The organism is Clostridium ganghwense (genome assembly GCF_026735165.1).
GTDB classification, from domain to species: Bacteria; Bacillota; Clostridia; order Clostridiales; family Clostridiaceae; genus Clostridium_H; species Clostridium_H ganghwense.
The window spans coordinates 385,445-402,450 of sequence record NZ_JAPQES010000004.1 but is presented as its reverse complement, the minus strand read 5'-3'; the positions used below and the strand labels follow the sequence as shown (position 1 = coordinate 402,450).

At 31.1% G+C, this 17,006-nt stretch carries 19 protein-coding genes, 1 tRNA gene and 1 other annotated feature; of the genes, 19 read left to right on the top strand and 1 reads right to left on the bottom strand.

Features of this window, described 5'->3' with window-relative positions; all coding sequences use genetic code 11:
- Positions 1 to 33 precede the first annotated feature (33 nt).
- A complete protein-coding gene (locus OXH55_RS13185; protein WP_268050441.1) occupies positions 34 to 435 on the bottom strand; it encodes a nucleoside triphosphate pyrophosphohydrolase family protein in 402 nt (133 codons plus the stop codon).
- A gap of 337 nt (positions 436 to 772) precedes the next feature.
- Between OXH55_RS13185 and OXH55_RS13180 the strand changes: the two genes are divergently transcribed.
- From OXH55_RS13180 to rplL, 19 genes are all read left to right on the top strand, one after another.
- Positions 773 to 1,849: a PIN/TRAM domain-containing protein gene (locus OXH55_RS13180; RefSeq protein ID WP_268050440.1), complete on the top strand. Its 1,077-nt coding sequence runs from the start codon at positions 773 to 775 to the stop codon at positions 1,847 to 1,849.
- Between the two features lie 33 nt (positions 1,850 to 1,882).
- Complete coding sequence (ispD, locus tag OXH55_RS13175; protein WP_268050439.1) at positions 1,883 to 2,569, top strand: 2-C-methyl-D-erythritol 4-phosphate cytidylyltransferase; 687 nt, start codon at positions 1,883 to 1,885, stop codon at positions 2,567 to 2,569.
- Positions 2,570 to 2,866: 297 nt separating this feature from the next.
- Positions 2,867 to 4,579, top strand: a complete 1,713-nt coding sequence (locus OXH55_RS13170) for a proline--tRNA ligase (protein WP_268050438.1) — start codon at positions 2,867 to 2,869, stop codon at positions 4,577 to 4,579.
- Positions 4,580 to 4,661: 82 nt separating this feature from the next.
- Positions 4,662 to 6,062 carry a cysteine--tRNA ligase gene (gene cysS, locus OXH55_RS13165; RefSeq protein ID WP_268050437.1) on the top strand — a complete coding sequence of 467 codons (1,401 nt, stop codon included), beginning with the start codon at positions 4,662 to 4,664 and terminating at the stop codon, positions 6,060 to 6,062.
- A gap of 210 nt (positions 6,063 to 6,272) precedes the next feature.
- On the top strand, positions 6,273 to 8,384 hold the full coding sequence (locus tag OXH55_RS13160) for a methyl-accepting chemotaxis protein (protein WP_268050436.1): 2,112 nt from the start codon (positions 6,273 to 6,275) through the stop codon (positions 8,382 to 8,384).
- Positions 8,385 to 8,511: 127 nt separating this feature from the next.
- Entirely contained in the window at positions 8,512 to 8,928 is a 417-nt protein-coding gene (locus OXH55_RS13155) for a Mini-ribonuclease 3 (protein WP_268050435.1), read from the top strand.
- 37 nt (positions 8,929 to 8,965) lie between these two features.
- Positions 8,966 to 9,706 (top strand): FAD-dependent thymidylate synthase, encoded by a 741-nt coding sequence (gene thyX / locus OXH55_RS13150; protein ID WP_268050434.1) that lies wholly within the window; start codon positions 8,966 to 8,968, stop codon positions 9,704 to 9,706.
- A 28-nt stretch (positions 9,707 to 9,734) separates the two neighbouring features.
- Complete coding sequence (rlmB, locus tag OXH55_RS13145; RefSeq protein ID WP_268050433.1) at positions 9,735 to 10,526, top strand: 23S rRNA (guanosine(2251)-2'-O)-methyltransferase RlmB; 792 nt, start codon at positions 9,735 to 9,737, stop codon at positions 10,524 to 10,526.
- Between the two features lie 7 nt (positions 10,527 to 10,533).
- Complete coding sequence (locus tag OXH55_RS13140) at positions 10,534 to 11,043, top strand: NYN domain-containing protein (protein ID WP_268050432.1); 510 nt, start codon at positions 10,534 to 10,536, stop codon at positions 11,041 to 11,043.
- A 99-nt stretch (positions 11,044 to 11,142) separates the two neighbouring features.
- Positions 11,143 to 11,772 (top strand): RNA polymerase sporulation sigma factor SigH, encoded by a 630-nt coding sequence (gene sigH / locus OXH55_RS13135; RefSeq protein ID WP_268050510.1) that lies wholly within the window; start codon positions 11,143 to 11,145, stop codon positions 11,770 to 11,772.
- Between the two features lie 158 nt (positions 11,773 to 11,930).
- A tRNA-Thr gene (locus OXH55_RS13130) sits at positions 11,931 to 12,006 on the top strand.
- An 86-nt stretch (positions 12,007 to 12,092) separates the two neighbouring features.
- Positions 12,093 to 13,274 carry an elongation factor Tu gene (gene tuf, locus OXH55_RS13125; RefSeq protein WP_268050419.1) on the top strand — a complete coding sequence of 394 codons (1,182 nt, stop codon included), beginning with the start codon at positions 12,093 to 12,095 and terminating at the stop codon, positions 13,272 to 13,274.
- Between the two features lie 265 nt (positions 13,275 to 13,539).
- The gene (rpmG, locus tag OXH55_RS13120; protein WP_268050431.1) at positions 13,540 to 13,689 is read left to right on the top strand and encodes a 50S ribosomal protein L33; all 150 of its coding nucleotides are present in this window, start codon (positions 13,540 to 13,542) and stop codon (positions 13,687 to 13,689) included.
- Between the two features lie 40 nt (positions 13,690 to 13,729).
- Complete coding sequence (gene secE, locus OXH55_RS13115; RefSeq protein ID WP_268050430.1) at positions 13,730 to 13,954, top strand: preprotein translocase subunit SecE; 225 nt, start codon at positions 13,730 to 13,732, stop codon at positions 13,952 to 13,954.
- A gap of 46 nt (positions 13,955 to 14,000) precedes the next feature.
- A complete protein-coding gene (gene nusG, locus OXH55_RS13110; RefSeq protein WP_268050429.1) occupies positions 14,001 to 14,522 on the top strand; it encodes a transcription termination/antitermination protein NusG in 522 nt (173 codons plus the stop codon).
- A 74-nt stretch (positions 14,523 to 14,596) separates the two neighbouring features.
- Positions 14,597 to 15,022: a 50S ribosomal protein L11 gene (gene rplK / locus OXH55_RS13105; RefSeq protein ID WP_268050428.1), complete on the top strand. Its 426-nt coding sequence runs from the start codon at positions 14,597 to 14,599 to the stop codon at positions 15,020 to 15,022.
- Positions 15,023 to 15,081: 59 nt separating this feature from the next.
- On the top strand, positions 15,082 to 15,780 hold the full coding sequence (rplA, locus tag OXH55_RS13100) for a 50S ribosomal protein L1 (protein WP_268050427.1): 699 nt from the start codon (positions 15,082 to 15,084) through the stop codon (positions 15,778 to 15,780).
- 45 nt (positions 15,781 to 15,825) lie between these two features.
- Positions 15,826 to 15,961, top strand: a sequence feature (ribosomal protein L10 leader region).
- An 18-nt stretch (positions 15,962 to 15,979) separates the two neighbouring features.
- Positions 15,980 to 16,486, top strand: coding sequence for a 50S ribosomal protein L10 (rplJ, locus tag OXH55_RS13095; RefSeq protein ID WP_268050509.1), 507 nt, complete (start codon positions 15,980 to 15,982; stop codon positions 16,484 to 16,486).
- A gap of 53 nt (positions 16,487 to 16,539) precedes the next feature.
- A complete protein-coding gene (gene rplL / locus OXH55_RS13090) occupies positions 16,540 to 16,905 on the top strand; it encodes a 50S ribosomal protein L7/L12 (protein ID WP_268050426.1) in 366 nt (121 codons plus the stop codon).
- The last annotated feature ends 101 nt before the right edge of the window (positions 16,906 to 17,006 follow it).

Genomic DNA, 17,006 nt, shown 5'->3' with positions numbered 1-17,006 from the left:
AAATAAGTGTAAGACTTATTTTGTGCTATTTAATCACCTGAAAGTATACTTTCCTAAAGTACTTATTTTGTTGTATTCCTTCAAAAGTATATCGTAAAGATTTAAATCTAGTAGATTACAAAGAGATGTTAAATAAAATAGATTGTTGCCTATTTCTCTTTCCAAAACTTCACGACAATTTTCACAAAGGTTGCCTTCTAAATGTGTATTGAAATATTTTTTATAAGTATCCATATCTATATTATTATCGTTTGGTATTTGTTGCTTTTTGGCTGCTACTTCTACACATCCACAGTTTGTTACAGATTTAGCTATAGCTCTGTTTATACGACCTTCTGATTCTTGAAGTTTTGTCATTATATCAAGTAAACTTTTATGACGTAGAAGGCATTCATCTACCGCATTTTGAAAATCATCAAAAATAACGTCTTTCATGGTCTCAACTCCTTAAAGTAAAATAAAATCAATGACTGATAATATAATTATAATTATTTTCAGATAATTTTGTCAACAAAGCTAAATAAATTGTTGGTTTAGATATATAATAAAACAAGATTAATTTTATTGATAGGGGGATTAAAAAGTTAAATATTGGACGAAAATATAAATATGTATTAAAAACATATAAATAATAAGAAAAATTTTAATGAACAAATTTTAAATAATTTTCGCTGTGGTTGAAATAACAAATATAATAATATATATTGTTATTAATAGTATAAAAAACTATAAAAAATAAAAATAATAAATTCATACTAGGAGGTGAAGGAATGTGTTTAAAAAAGTTTTAAGAGGACTTTTCACATTAGCTGGACTTGTTTTAGGATTTATAACAGGTCAATCATTATTGAAATTAGATAGATTAGCATATTTTAAAAATTCTGCTATTTTATCAGTCGGGTTTTTAATATTTTCTGCTTTAATTTTAGGACTTATATTATATTTAATATCCCCATGGATTAATTCATTAATAACCAAGGTTATGAATTACTTTGAAGATAATATACAAAAAGTTCCTACTGTTGAAATTTTACTTGGTACATTTGGAGCTATAATAGGCTTAACAATATCGGCTTTGTTTGTTAGTCTTATTCCAAAAACACTTTTAGGGACAATAGTTTCCATCATAATTGCATTAATATTAGCCGCACTTGGAGGCGATGTTGCTGTAAAGAAAAAGGAAGAGATAATAAATGCATTTGCAAATATAAAAAAGGTAGGTACACCTAAGGAGAAAAAGGCTAAAGTTTCTAGGGGTATACCTAAAGTATTGGATACATCTGTAATAATAGATGGAAGAATTTTAGACATATGTCAAAGTGGATTTATAGAAGGTACTTTGATAATACCTCATTTTGTTTTAGATGAGCTTAGACATATAGCAGATTCTTCAGATAGTCTAAAGAGAACTAGAGGAAGAAGAGGGCTTGATATACTTAATAAAATTCAAAAAGAATTAAGTATAGAAGTTAAAGTAACAGACAAGGATTTCCCAGAAATAGAAGAAGTTGATGTTAAGCTTTTAAAACTTACACAAGTCTTAAAAGGAAAAGTTTTAACTAATGATTATAATTTGAATAAGGTAGCAGGAGTTCAAGGAGTACCGGTTTTGAATATAAATGAGCTGGCAAATTCAGTGAAACCTGTTGTTCTTCCAGGAGAAGAAATGACAATTCAAATAATAAAAGATGGTAAGGAACAAGAGCAGGGTATAGCATATTTAGATGATGGTACAATGATTGTTGTAGAAGGTGGAAAGAGACATATTGGAGAAGTAATGGATGTAGTAGTTACGTCAGTATTACAAACAGCAGCAGGAAGAATGATATTTGCAAAACAGAAGAAGTAAGTTTAATAAATTAGCTCTAGAAGAGGTGCTTAAATGGGGAGAAATTGTGCTATAATTGTAGCAGCTGGAAAAGGCACTAGGATGAAAACTAATATAAATAAACAATTTTTAAATTTAAAGGATAAACCAATTATTTATTACACACTAAAGGCTTTTTATGAAAATGAATCCATAGATGAGATAGTTCTTGTTTTAGCTAAGGATGAAATTGAGTATTGTAAGAAGCATGTAATCCAAAAATACAATTTAAATAAAATAAAGTTAATTGTTGAAGGTGGAGATACAAGACAAGAGTCTGTAATCAAAGGTTTAAAAGCTGTAGAAGGATGCGAAGTTGTTTTAATACATGATGGTGCTAGGCCTTTTGTTGATAAAAATATAATAGAAGATGGTATAAAATATACTGAGCTTTATGGTGCTTGTGCTTGTGGAGTAAAATCAAAGGATACAATAAAAGTTAAGGACAAAAAAGGTTTTTCGATACATACTCCAGATAGAGATACTTTATTTTGTGTTCAGACGCCTCAATGTTTCAAATATAATCTTATTTTAGAGTCTCATAAAAAAGCTCTTTCAGAAAATGTTGAGGCAACAGATGATACAATGATAGTTGAGAGATATAATCATAAAGTGTACTTATACGAAGGTAGTTATAAGAATATCAAGATTACAACTCCAGATGATTTAGTTATTGGAGAAAAAATGCTAGATAATTTATAGTACTTATTGACATAATGTGAAGCCATTAGGTATAATTCTAACAGAATAATTTAATATTTAGCGATGAGGAAGAGCAGTAGAGGCGAATTACAGAGAGAAAATTCTTGGCTGAAAAATTTTCAAAGGCTTTGAACCTGCTTCTGAGCTGTAGGTAAAAACTACCGGTGAAAACCGTTATATGTAAATGAGTACAAAGTTAGGTGGTACCGCGATAAAACTCGCCCTAATAAATTTATTAGGGCGAGTTTATTTTTTGTATACAATAAAACTAATTACATTAATGAGGAGGAGATACATATGAAATTATCAAATATGTTAATAACTACATTAAGAGAAGTTCCAGCAGAGGCAGAGTTACCAAGTCATAAATTAATGTTAAGATCTGGTATGATGAGAAAAATGGCATCAGGAATATACAATTATATGCCTTTAGGACTTAAAACATTAAAGAAAGTTGAAGATATTGTAAGAGATGAAATGAACAAAGCTGGAGCACAAGAATTTTTAGCATCAGCACTAATTCCAGCAGAACTTTGGCAGGAATCAGGAAGATGGGGTGTTTTTGGACCAGAAATGTTTAGATTAAATGATAGAAATGAAAGACAGTTTTGTTTAGGACCTACTCATGAAGAAGTATTTACTGATATAGCTAGAGCAGTAATAAAGTCTTATAAGCAACTTCCACTTAATTTATATCAAATACAAACAAAGTATAGAGATGAAAGAAGACCAAGATTTGGAGTTATGAGATCAAAAGAGTTTACAATGAAGGATGCTTATAGTTTTGATAAAGATTATGAGGGATTAGATGTAACTTATAATAAAATGTATAAAGCTTATACTAATATATTTGAAAGATGCGGAGTAGATTGTAGCGCAGTTGAAGCGGATTCAGGAGCAATGGGTGGTTCAGGTTCAGCTGAATTCATGGTTAAATCAGAATATGGTGAAGATGAAGTAGTATTCTGTGATTGTTGTAATTATGCAGCTAATATGGAAAAAGCACCTTCTACACCACAAAAAGCTGAAGAAGAAGAAATTAAAGGATTAGAAAAAGTAGAAACACCAGATGCTAAAACAATAGAGGAATTAATTAAATTCTTTAATATAACACCTGAAAAATTTGCAAAAACTCTTATATATAAAGCAGATGATAAGGTTGTTGCAGTAATGGTAAGAGGAGATAGAGAAGTAAATGAAACTAAAGTAACAAATGCAGTAGGTGGAGCTGTAGAATTTGAACTTGCTGATGAAAAAACAGTTAAAGAAGCTACTTCAGCAGAAATAGGATTTGCAGGACCAATAGGTATAAAAGTAGATTTCTTATTAGTTGATGAAGAAGTAGCAAATATGTATAACTTTATAGTTGGAGCTAATGAAACAGGGTATCACTACACTAATGTTAATTATGGAAGAGATTTTGAAGGAACTGTTGGAGATTTCAGAAACGTAACGAGTGAAGATAAATGTCCAAAATGTGGAGAAAGTTTAACTATAGCAAGAGGAATTGAAGTTGGTCATATCTTTAAACTAGGAACAAAATATTCAGAATCTATGAATGCTGTGTTTAGTGATGAAGATGGCAAGAAGAAACCTTTGATTATGGGATGTTATGGAATTGGAATAAATAGAACAATGGCGTCAATAATTGAACAACACCATGATGAAAATGGAATTGTATGGCCACTATCTGTAGCACCATATCATGTTATAGTAATTCCAGCAGTTAGTAAGAATGAAGAACAAATGAAGGCAGCTGAAGATATTTATAATAGTTTAAAAGAATTAGGTGTTGAAGTTTTATTGGATGATAGAAAAGAAAGAGCTGGAGTTAAATTTAAAGATGCTGATTTAATAGGAATACCTATGAGAGTCACTGTTGGAAGAATGATAAGTGAAGGTAAAGTTGAATTTAAATTAAGAAGTAGTGATGAAGTTGAAGAAATGGAATTATCTTGTGTAATTGATAGAGTAAAAGAAGAATTTGAAAAAAATAGTATAAAGTTATAAAATAATAGATATATTTGGATATAATAGATCTATAAGAACGTTAATAGATATAAAATCAAAATGATTAGTTAGGAGGAGAAGAATGAAAATATTTAACACAATGACTAGGAAAAAAGAAGAGTTTGTTCCAATTAATCCTGGAAAGGTAAATATGTATGTTTGCGGACCTACTGTATATGACTATTTTCATATAGGTAATGCAAGAACATTCTTAGTTTTTGATACTGTTAGAAGATATTTTGAATATAAAGGCTATGAGGTGAATTATGTTCAAAACTTTACTGATATTGATGACAAGATGATACAAAGAGCTAATAGAGAGGAAATAACAGTAAAAGAATTAGGAGATAAATTTATTCAAGAATATTATAAGGATGCTGATGGCTTAAATATAAAAAGAGCTACTAATAATCCAAGAGCTACTGAATTCATGAATGAAATTATAGAGTTTGTTAAAGATTTAGAAGATAAAGGTTATGCATATGAAGTAAATGGAGATGTTTATTTTAATACAAAGAAATTTAAGGAATACGGAAAATTATCTGGTCAAAATCTAGATGATTTGCAAGCAGGGGCTAGAATATCTGTAGATGAAAGAAAAAAAGATCCTATGGATTTTGCTGTTTGGAAAAGTGAGAAGCCAGAAGAACCTTCATGGGATAGTCCATGGGGAAAAGGAAGACCAGGTTGGCATATAGAATGTTCATGCATGGCTCATAACTTATTAGGAGAAACGATAGATATTCACGCTGGTGGTGTAGATTTAGTATTCCCACACCATGAAAATGAAGTAGCACAAAGTGAGGCAAGAAATGGAAAAACTTTTTCGAATTATTGGATGCACTCAGCTTATTTGAACATAGATAATAAAAAGATGTCTAAATCTCTTAATAATTTCTTTACTGCTAGAGAAATTTCAGGAAAGTATGAAGCTGAGGTTATAAGATTATTTATGCTTTCAGCACACTATAGAACGCCATTAAACTTTAGTAGAGATTTACTAGAATCAGCAAAATCATCTCTTGAGAGATTATATAATGCAATTGGTAACTTAGAAAGACTTGCAAATGAAGTTAAATCTATAGAAATAACAGATAAAGAAAAAGAATATAAAAAGCAGATAGATTCATATAGAGATAAATATATTGAAAAAATGGATGATGACATAAATACAGCTGATGCTATTTCAGTTATTTTTGATTTAGTAAGAGAAATAAACACAAATGTAACTGTAGAATCATCAAAGGAACTAGTAGAATATACACTTAATCTTATTAGAGAACTTGGTTTCCCACTTGGAGTACTTCAAAAATCTACTATATGCAATTTAGATGAAGAAATAGAAAATCTTGTAGATCAAAGACAACAAGCTAGAAAAGAAAAAAATTGGGCTCTTGCAGACAAAATTAGAGATGCTTTAAAAGCAAGAGGAATAATTTTAGAAGATACACCACAAGGTGTAAGATGGAAAAAAATAGATTAGAGTAAATTAGATTTAAGATAGCTAGTCATAAGTGCTGGCTATCTTTTTATATTCAAAATAACAAAAATGTATTTTTTTTATAAAATTTTATATATATAGTATTTGTTTTTATATATAATATATAACATATATATGTTATATATAGTAAAGGGGCGTATACATAAATATTAAGGCTTATTTAAGTTTTAGCATAAAATAGGGGGCATAATTATGAAAAAAATATTTTCAAAAAAGAACAAAAGAAACACAAATAATAACAAAAGGGTTAATCTAAAAAAAATTATGAAGGGTAAAATAAAGAGAAATTTAAAGAGAAAGAAAAAAATACAAGACAATACTAAGAGTATAGGTAAGATTCTTTCACTTCAGATAACTTCAATTATATTTTTTGTCTGTATAGTTCTAGGTGGTATTTCATTTTATTTTTCTTCAAGTTCGCTGAATAATAATATAAGTTCTTCAATGCAGAATAGGGCAGAGGATATATCAAAAATGATTTCAAAAGGAATAGAAACACAGAAAACAAATGTTGAAGGAGTAGCTAAGAGATATGAAATAAGAAACATGAATTGGGAAATTCAAAAACCAGATTTACAAAAAGAAGCGAAAAGATTAGGAATAGAAAGATTTCTTGTTGCAGATTTATATGGAAAATCAAAATCTTCAAATGGAAATATAGGATACGTACTTAACGAAGATTATTTTACTGCTGCGGTTAAAGGAGAAACGGTTATAACTAATCCTATTCATAGTAAAATTGATGGTAAATTAGTTATTTTGATTGCAACTCCAATTAAAGATGTAAACAATAATATACAGGGTGTTCTTATGGCAACATTAAATGTTAATGTTTTAAATAATATTATTGAAAATATTAATATGGGTAATAAAGGATATGGAATTGTAGTTAATAAGGATGGAGTTGTAATTGGTCATAAAGATATACAAATGGTTTCAAGTAAGAAAAATATGATACAAGAAGCTAGTGAAAATAAAAAGTTGAAAGAACTTGCAGATATTTTAAAGAAAATGACTAATAGAGAAAAGGGTTTTGGAGAATATACTTATAAGGGAGAAGGTAAAATTATAGGTTACGCACCAATACCAAATACAGATTGGAGTTTTGCTATTACTGTTCCTAAGACTGAGATTTTTGGACAACTAAATCAATTAAGAATACTTTCAGTAGTGTCCTCACTAATATTTATGGGAATAGGAATAATTTTAGCTATTATATTAGCAAAACAGATAAAAAAACCGTTAGTAGGAATTAAGGAATTTGCTGAAGAACTTGCTAAGTGTAATCTTGGATATAAAATTAAAATTGACAGGAAAGATGAATTTGGCCAAGTAGCAGCAGCGTTGAATATTGCTGTAGAAAAGCTACAGAATGTTGTAACTTCAGTCAAAGAAGAAAGTGAACTAGCATTAACTTGTTCAAAGGAAACAGAAGATATGTTTGAAAAAGTTAATAAAGAGGTAGAGCAAATTTCATCATCTGCTCAAGAGATTTCTGCAAGTATGGAGGAAGGAACAGCAGCATTACAAGAGGTAACATCTATGTCAATGATGGTAAAGGATGAAACTATAAATGTATCTCACAATGTAAATGAAGGATTAAATTTAGCTTCTGATGTTAAAAGAAAATCTAATAGTATGAAAAACGGTGTTTTATCATCAAGAGATAGTATTAAAGAGGTTTATATAGAAACTAAACAAAATCTTGAAAGTGCAATAAAGGAAGTGACTATAGTCAATAAAATTTCTGAAATGGCAAATGAAATATTGAAAATATCAGATCAAACTAATCTTTTAGCTTTAAATGCGGCTATAGAAGCTGCAAGAGCTGGAGAAGAAGGAAAAGGGTTTGCAGTAGTTGCTGACGAAGTTAGAAAACTTGCAGAACAGTCTTCTAAAACGGTAACTGGAATACAACAAAATGTAGAGAAAGTTTTAAAAGCTGTTGAAAGGTTAGCTGGAGAATCTAAGAATGTTTTAATTGTTATAGAAGATAAAATATTAAATGATTATGAAAAGCTTATTGATGTCAGTGAACAGTATAATCATGATGGAGAAGCTTTTATGGAAATGATGGGAAAAATATCAGATATAACTGGTGCTATTTCTGCATCTATGGATGGAGTAGCTAAAAGTATGGAAGAGTTAGATTCTTCAATAACAGGGGTATCAAGAGCATCTTCAAATATTGCACAAAATATAAGTGATGTAAATGATCAAAATGAACAGATTGTTGTACAATCACATAAAAATTCTGGTAGCTCAGTTAAATTATCAAACTTAGTTGAGGAATTCAAAATATAAAGAAGTATAGTTAGAAGTACAGTTATAATAATAGCTGTACTTTTAAATTTATTTAAATTATAGTATTATTAGTTTATTAATGTATTTCAAAGGGATTTTGGAATATTAGCGAAGGAGACAAAGCTAAATGGAATTTGATATATTAAAGGGTAAGTTTACTGTAAACGAAGCGAGAGGATTAAATCCTTTAGTGCTTGCTTTTGTTGGAGATGCCATATATGAAGTGTTTATAAGAACATACTTGGTTAATAATAATAGATGTATGTCAGCTCATAAGCTTCATGTTAAGGCTATATCGTTTGTTAAAGCTCATTCTCAAAGTGAATTTATGAAGCGCATAGAAGATAAATTAACTGAAGAAGAGGTTAGTATTTTTAAACGTGGAAGAAATTCTAAGTCAGGTTCTGTACCTAAAAATGCAAATGTTCAGGACTATAGAATTGCAACGGGTTTTGAGGCTTTAATTGGTTTCTTATATTTAACAGAACAAGTAGATAGGCTTAATGAAATATTAGAGATAATCGTAAATTTAGATATACACTAAAAAATAAAGATTTATTTTTACAAAAGGGGAGAAAATAATGGCTTTAAAGGTTAAACTAATAGAACATACTCCAAATCCAGAAAAAGTTATTGCATCTGCTGCAAAGCTTTGCTATAGTGCTGTAGGAGTGGATGAAATTTTAGAGGAGTTAGATCAAAAAAAAGTAGAAGGATTTTTAAATAGATTAATGTCATATGGTCATGCATCACCTATAGAACATGTGAGTTTTACTTTTGCTGTAGAAGGAGTTTCAAGAAGCTTGACTCATCAATTAGTTAGACATAGAATTGCATCATATTCACAGCAAAGTCAAAGATATGTTAAGTTAAATCAGTTTGAATATATTATTCCTCCAGAAATAGAGACGGATGAGACGGCAAAAGAGATATTTGTAAAAGCTATGGAAGAAAGTCAAAAAGCATATGATAAGCTTACTGAAATCCTAAAAGAAAAGTATATTAAGACAGGAATGAAAAAACTTAGTGCAGAGAAGAAAGCTATTGAAGATGCTAGATATGTTTTCCCAAATGCATGTGAAACTAAAATAGTACTTACAATGAATGCTAGAGGTCTTATGAACTTTTTTGAACATAGATGTTGTAATAGAGCTCAATGGGAAATACATGCTTTAGGAGATGAAATGTTAAAGCAAGTTAAAAAAGTTGCGCCTATATTATTTAAAAATGCAGGCCCTAGATGTGTAAAAGAAGTTTGTCCAGAAGGAACTATGACTTGTGGACAAATTACAAATATAAGAGAAAAATATTCAAAAATATAAATGGTCAATAGACTAAGAGGTGTAAAGGATGAAAGAGTTTAAAGGTTCAAATAAAAAAAGAGATACCATGGTACAACAAGAAACGAGAGAAGATTTAATAGAGGGACGAAATGCTGTAATTGAAGCTTTGAGAAGCGATAGAACAATAGAACACATATTGGTATCTACTGGAAATGTAACAGGTTCAATTAATAAAATTCTTGCAATAGCGAAGGAAAAAAAAATAGTTATAAAAGAAGTAGATAGAAAAAAATTAGACAATATGTCCGTTACAGGAACACATCAAGGGGTAATTGCAGTGGTAACCCCTTATAACTATTACGAAATAGAAGATATTATTGCTTATGCGGAAGAAAAGGAAGAAAAACCTTTTGTGCTAGTTTTAGATGAAATAGAAGATCCTCATAATTTAGGATCAATAATAAGAACAGCAGAAACTTGCGGGGTTCATGGAATTATAATACCTAAAAGAAGAAATGTAGGAATTACTCCAACTGTATATAAAACTTCTGCAGGAGCTATTGAATATATGAGAATAGCTAAAGTTTCAAATACAAATAGTGCAATAGATAAGTTAAAAGAACATGGTGTATGGGTATATGGTGCTGATATGGATGGAGAAAGCTATTGCTTTCAAACTGACTTTTCAGGTGCAGTAGCTTTAGTGATAGGAAGTGAAGGTCGAGGTATTTCAAAACTTACAAAACAAAAATGTGATATGCTAGTTAAAATACCTATGGTAGGTAAAATAACATCTCTAAATGCATCTGTCGCAGCTGGCATAATGATGTACGAGGTTTTAAAACAGAAGACGGAATAGGTAAACTGTGAGGAATATATTTGTTGATGGCTATAATGTAATCAATAGTTGGCCAGAATTGAATAAAATTAAAGAATATAGTTTTGAAGCCGCACGAGAAAAGCTTATAGAAATGCTGCAAAATTATGCTGCATACAGAGGATATAAAATATTTGTAGTTTTTGATGCACATATGGTAAAAGGAAGTATAGAAAAAAAAGAAAAGGTAAATAATGTTATTATAATCTTTACTAAAGAAGGTGAAACTGCAGATAGTTTTATTGAAAAATATGTAAACTCAATAGGGAGAAAAGCTGAGGTGTGTGTTGTTACATCAGATTCTTTAGAACAGCAGGTAACTTTTCAGAGAGGAGCAACTAGAATGTCCTCTTTAGAATTTTATAATGAGGTGTATGATACTCAAAACAGAATAAGGAGTAAAACAAAAAAAAATATTGCTATTAATAGAGTACTAATAGAAGATAGAATAGATAAAAATACATTGGAAAAATTAGAAAAAATTAGAAAAAGTCGTTGAAACTTCTTGACTGAAAATTTCCTATTAATGTATAATCAAAGAAGTGATGTAGTTAAGTTTTGTATATATTTATGTGGAGGGGATATTTTGTCAAATAAGATGGGCGTTGGTGACAATAATATGGAACTAAATGAGATATTGGATGAAGAAATAGCTATTAAAGCTAAGTTGGGCAATGTTCAAGCACAAGAATATTTAATAAATAAATATAAGAATTTTGTAAAAGCCAAGGCGAAATCTTATTTTCTAATAGGCGCTGATAAAGAAGATATTTATCAAGAGGGTATGATAGGGCTATATAAAGCTATTAGAGATTTTAAACCAGACAAATTATCTTCTTTTAAGGCTTTTGCTGAGTTGTGTGTTACAAGACAGATAATAACAGCGATTAAAACAGCAACTAGACAAAAACATATACCTCTCAATACATATATATCTTTAAATAAACCTATTTATGACGAAGAATCTGATAGAACTTTATTAGATATATTATCTGCTGTAAAAGTATCTGATCCAGAGGAATTAGTAATAAGTAGAGAAGAAGTAGGCAAAATTGAAAATGAAATAGAGGATGTTTTATCTGATCTTGAACTTGAGGTTTTAAACTCATATCTTGAAGGTAAATCATATCAAGAAATTGCTTGTGATTTGGATAGACATTCTAAATCTATAGATAATGCACTTCAAAGAGTAAAGAGAAAATTAGAAAAATGCTTAAATAAAAGATAAAAAAGTATATTGACAAGAAAAAATGAAAATAGTAAAATAAATAATTGGTATAGGGCTTTTGATATCAGGCTATACGGAAGTAGTTAAATAGTGAAGGGGTAGCTTCATTGACTAGGTGTCGTTGGCTCGATGTCAGGTTCTCGCTTTGAAGGGAAAATGCCCATGTAGCTCAGCTGGCAGAGCGTCACCTTGGTAAGGTGGAGGTCGCCGGTTCAAGCCCGGTCGTGGGCTCCAATGTTTTAAATAAGTTAATAACACACCAGGATGAGTTTACGAAAAATGGGTTTAAACTAAATTATATATGTGAGGAGGAATTTAAAATGGCAAGAGAAAAGTTTGAAAGAACGAAACCGCATGTAAACATAGGAACAATAGGTCACGTAGACCATGGTAAAACAACAACAACAGCAGCTATAACAATGGCATTAGCAAAAAAAGGTGGAGCAGAAGTACAAAACTATGAAGATATAGATAAAGCTCCAGAAGAAAAAGAAAGAGGAATAACAATCAACACTGCACACGTTGAATACGAAACAGACAACAGACACTATGCACACGTTGACTGTCCAGGACATGCTGACTATGTTAAGAACATGATCACAGGAGCAGCACAAATGGATGGAGCTATCTTAGTAGTATCAGCAGCAGATGGTCCAATGCCACAAACAAGAGAACATATACTACTAGCATCAAGAGTAGGAGTTAACCACATAGTAGTATTCTTAAACAAATCAGACCAAGTAGATGATCCAGAATTACTAGAATTAGTAGAAATGGAAGTAAGAGAATTATTAAGCGAATATGGATTTGATGGAGATGACTGTCCAGTAATAACAGGATCAGCATTAAAAGCAATCGAAGATGGCGAAGAACAATGCATATTTGACTTAATGGATGCAGTAGATGAATATATACCAACTCCAGAAAGAGCTACTGACCAACCATTCCTAATGCCAGTAGAAGATGTATTCACAATTACAGGAAGAGGAACAGTTGCAACAGGAAGAGTTGAAAGAGGAATTCTTCACGTTGGAGACGAAATACAAATCGTAGGAATGAAAGAAGAAATAGGAAAGACAACATGTACAGGAGTAGAAATGTTCAGAAAAATGCTTGACGAAGCAATGGCTGGAGATAACATCGGAGCATTATTAAGAGGTGTTCAAAGAGATGAAATCGAAAGAGGTCAAGTATTAGCACAACCAGGAACAGTAACTCCACACAAAAAATTCGTAGGTCAAGTATACGTATTAAAGAAAGAAGAAGGTGGAAGACATACTCCATTCTTTAATGGATATAGACCACAATTCTATTTCAGAACAACAGACGTTACAGGATCAATCGAATTACCAGGCGGAGCAGAAATGGTAATGCCAGGAGACCACATAGATATGACAGTTGAATTAATCACACCAGTAGCAATGGAATCTAACTTAAGATTCGCTATCAGAGAAGGTGGAAGAACAGTAGGTTCAGGAGTTGTTACTACTATAATAGAATAATTTAACGCGGTTAAATAGTTACAATGTTAATATAGGACTGGGTTGAAAAACTTAGTCCTTTTAAAAGAAAAAATAAATTTATAAAGAATGTATACTAATAACTAAAAAATGGAACTATGAACAAAGTTTATAACACAAAAATAAGTTGACATATGTAGCAACTTGTGATAAATTTGTTAGGTAGCGCACGTATTTTTAGAAATAATACTTTTATTAGTTGCAGCAATACCTGTGTGTGTATACGCAGAACCAGGAGGTGTAGATTGTGAGAGTAAAAATAACTTTAGCATGTACAGAATGTAAACAAAGAAATTACAATACAATGAAAAATAAAAAGAATGATCCAGAAAGAATAGAAATGAGAAAGTATTGCAAATTCTGCCACAAGCACACACTTCACAAAGAAACAAAATAGTTGCTAGTATTCACGAAATATTTTTAAGGATGTGAATAACATGGCTGTGAATGAAAAAAAACAAGTCAGTGAACCATCGTCAAAAGGTCTAGGTAAATTCTTTAAGGAAATAAAGGCAGAGACTAAAAGAATAACTTGGCCACCTAAAAACGAAACAAAGAAATCCACGATAATAGTTTTGTTTTTTTGTGCTATTAGTGCAATCATGATAGGATTGATGGACTATGGGTTTCAAGGCCTTTACAAACTTATTTTCACTAAATAAAGAAAAAAAGGGAGGTAGGAGTGAGGTATAACCTCATCCTAAAAATATGGCAGAAAAAGCTCGTTGGTATGTTGTACATACTTATTCCGGTTATGAAAATAAAGTAAAAATGAATTTAGAAAAGACAATAGAAAATAGAGGGTTAGAAACTCTAATCCATGACATACAAGTTCCAATGGAAGAAGTAGTAGAAGTAAAAGATGGAAAGAAAAAGATAACTCAAAAGAAAGTATTTCCAGGATATGTACTTGTACATATGATAATGACTGATGAATCTTGGTATGTAGTAAGAAATACAAGAGGAGTTACTGGGTTTGTAGGCCCAGGATCAAAACCAGTTCCGCTTACTGAAGAAGAAGTATTAGCTATGGGAATAACTGAAAAAGTTATTGATGTAGATGTTTCAGTAGGTGAAAGTGTTAAGGTTGTATCAGGACCATTGGAAAACTTTGTGGCATTAATACAAGAAATTAATGTTGAAAAACATAAAATCAAAGGATTGGTTAATATGTTTGGCAGGGAAACTCCTGTTGAACTTAATTTTAATCAAATAGAAAAATTAGATTAACCTACTATAAGACGAAGTCTTATAAAGTGGGAGAGTATTAAACTCGCATTACCACATATGAGGAGGTGTAAACTATGGCAAAAAAGGTAGTAGGAATGATAAAACTTCAACTTCCAGCAGGAAAGGCAACACCAGCTCCACCAGTTGGTCCAGCACTTGGACAACACGGAGTAAACATCATGGCGTTCTGTAAAGAATACAACGCTAAAACTGCAAATCAAGCTGGATTGACAATTCCAGTTATAATTTCAGTATATCAAGATAGATCTTTCAGCTTTATACTTAAAACTCCTCCAGCAGCAGTTTTAATTAAAAAGGCAGTTGGATTAGAAAGTGGTTCAGGAGAACCAAACAGAACTAAAGTTGGAATGCTTACAAAAGCACAATTAAAAGAAATAGCTGAAACAAAAATGCCTGATTTGAATGCATCATCAGTAGAAACTGCTATGAGCATGATAGCTGGAACAGCTAGAAGCATGGGTATAACTGTTGAAGAATAATTTTGAGAAAATAAATTAGTGGGAGGTAAAAACCGCTAAAACCACAAGGAGGAACAGATATGGCAAAAAGAGGTAAGAATTACCAAGAAAGCATAAAGCTTATCGATAAAGATGCTTTATATACACCTTCAGAAGCTATAGACCTTGTTTTAAAAACAGCAAAAGCTAAATTCGACGAAACTGTAGAACTTTCTGTAAGACTAGGTGTTGATCCAAGACATGCAGATCAACAAGTTAGAGGAGCAGTTGTTCTTCCACACGGAACAGGTAAAAAAGTTAGAGTTTTAGTTTTCGCAAAAGGTGATAAAGCTAAAGAAGCAGAAGCTGCAGGAGCAGATTATGTTGGTGCAGAAGAATATTTAGAAAAAATTCAAAAAGAAAACTGGTTTGATTTTGATGTAGTTGTTGCTACACCAGATATGATGGGAACAGTAGGAAGATTAGGTAGAGTATTAGGACCTAAAGGATTAATGCCAAACCCTAAATCAGGAACTGTAACATTTGATGTTTCAAAAGCAATAGCTGAAATCAAAGCTGGTAAAGTTGAATATAGAGTAGATAAAACTTCTATTGTTCACGTTCCAATAGGAAAGAAATCATTTGGAAATGAAAAGTTAGCTGAAAACTATACTGTATTAATGGAAGCAGTAGTTAAAGCTAAACCAGCAGCAGCTAAAGGACAATATATCAAATCTGTAGCGTTATCAAGTACTATGGGACCTGGATTAAGAATAAATCCAGGGAAAGTTATAGAATAATCTTGACATACCAGTTATAATTTGATATAATACAAAATGTTGAAAAATTAATATGAAAATACTCCGCAGACAGTAGGTGCGAAAGCATAACGGGGAACCAACCTACCGAGGATTTAAAATATTCGGTTGTTTGGATTTTAAACCTCTTCGTATGTCTGCGAAGAGGTTTTAGTTTTTTGTTAAGGAGGTGGCCACAGTGATAAGCAAGAATAGACAAATTAAAGAAGCTAAAGTTCAAGAAATAAAAGCGAAGTTAGAAAAAGCAGAAGCAGTTGTACTTGCTAACTATCAAGGATTGAACGTAGAAGAAGATACTCAACTTAGAAAAAGCTTAAGAGAAGCGGGAGTAGAATATAAGGTGTTTAAAAACACATTAGTTGCTCTAGCTGCCAAAGAAGCAGGTATTGAAGGTTTAGAAGGATATTTAGAAGGACCAGTTTCTGTTGCAATATCATATGATGATGCTACAGCACCAGCTAGAATTCTTAATGATTTTGCAAAAGATCATAAAGAATTAGAATTAAAAGCTGGATTAGTTCAAGGTGAAATATATGATGAAGCTAAAATTAAAGAACTTGCATCAATACCACCAAAAGAAGTGCTTATTGCAAAATTACTTGGAAGCTTCAAAGCTCCAGTATCAAACTTTGTTTACTTATTAAATGCAATAAAAGAGAAAAACGAATCAGCTGAAAGTGCTGAATAAAATTTAAAAGAGGATTAACGGTAACGTTAAAAAAATATGGAGGTGCGATTATAATGACAAGAGAAGAAATCATTCAAGCTATAAAAGAAATGTCTGTTTTAGAATTAAACGAATTAGTAAAAGCATGTGAAGAAGAATTTGGAGTAAGTGCTGCAGCACCAGTTGCTGTTGCAGGCGGAGCTGCTGCAGGTGGAGCTGCTGAAGAAAAAACTGACTTTGATGTAGTTTTAGCTAGCGCTGGATCACAAAAAATCAAAGTTATCAAAGCTGTTAGAGAATTAACTGGCTTAGGATTAAAAGAAGCTAAAGAAATAGTAGATGGAGCTCCAAAAACACTTAAAGAAGCAGTAGCAAAAGATGCTGCTGAAGAAATGAAAGCAAAACTTGAAGAAGTTGGTGCTACTGTAGAATTAAAATAGAAATTTGACTTATAAAAAGGCACTTATATAAGTGCCTTTTTTAAATGTAGAGAAAATACAGTGTTGACACTAAAAATCTATTATGATATTATAATTTAATG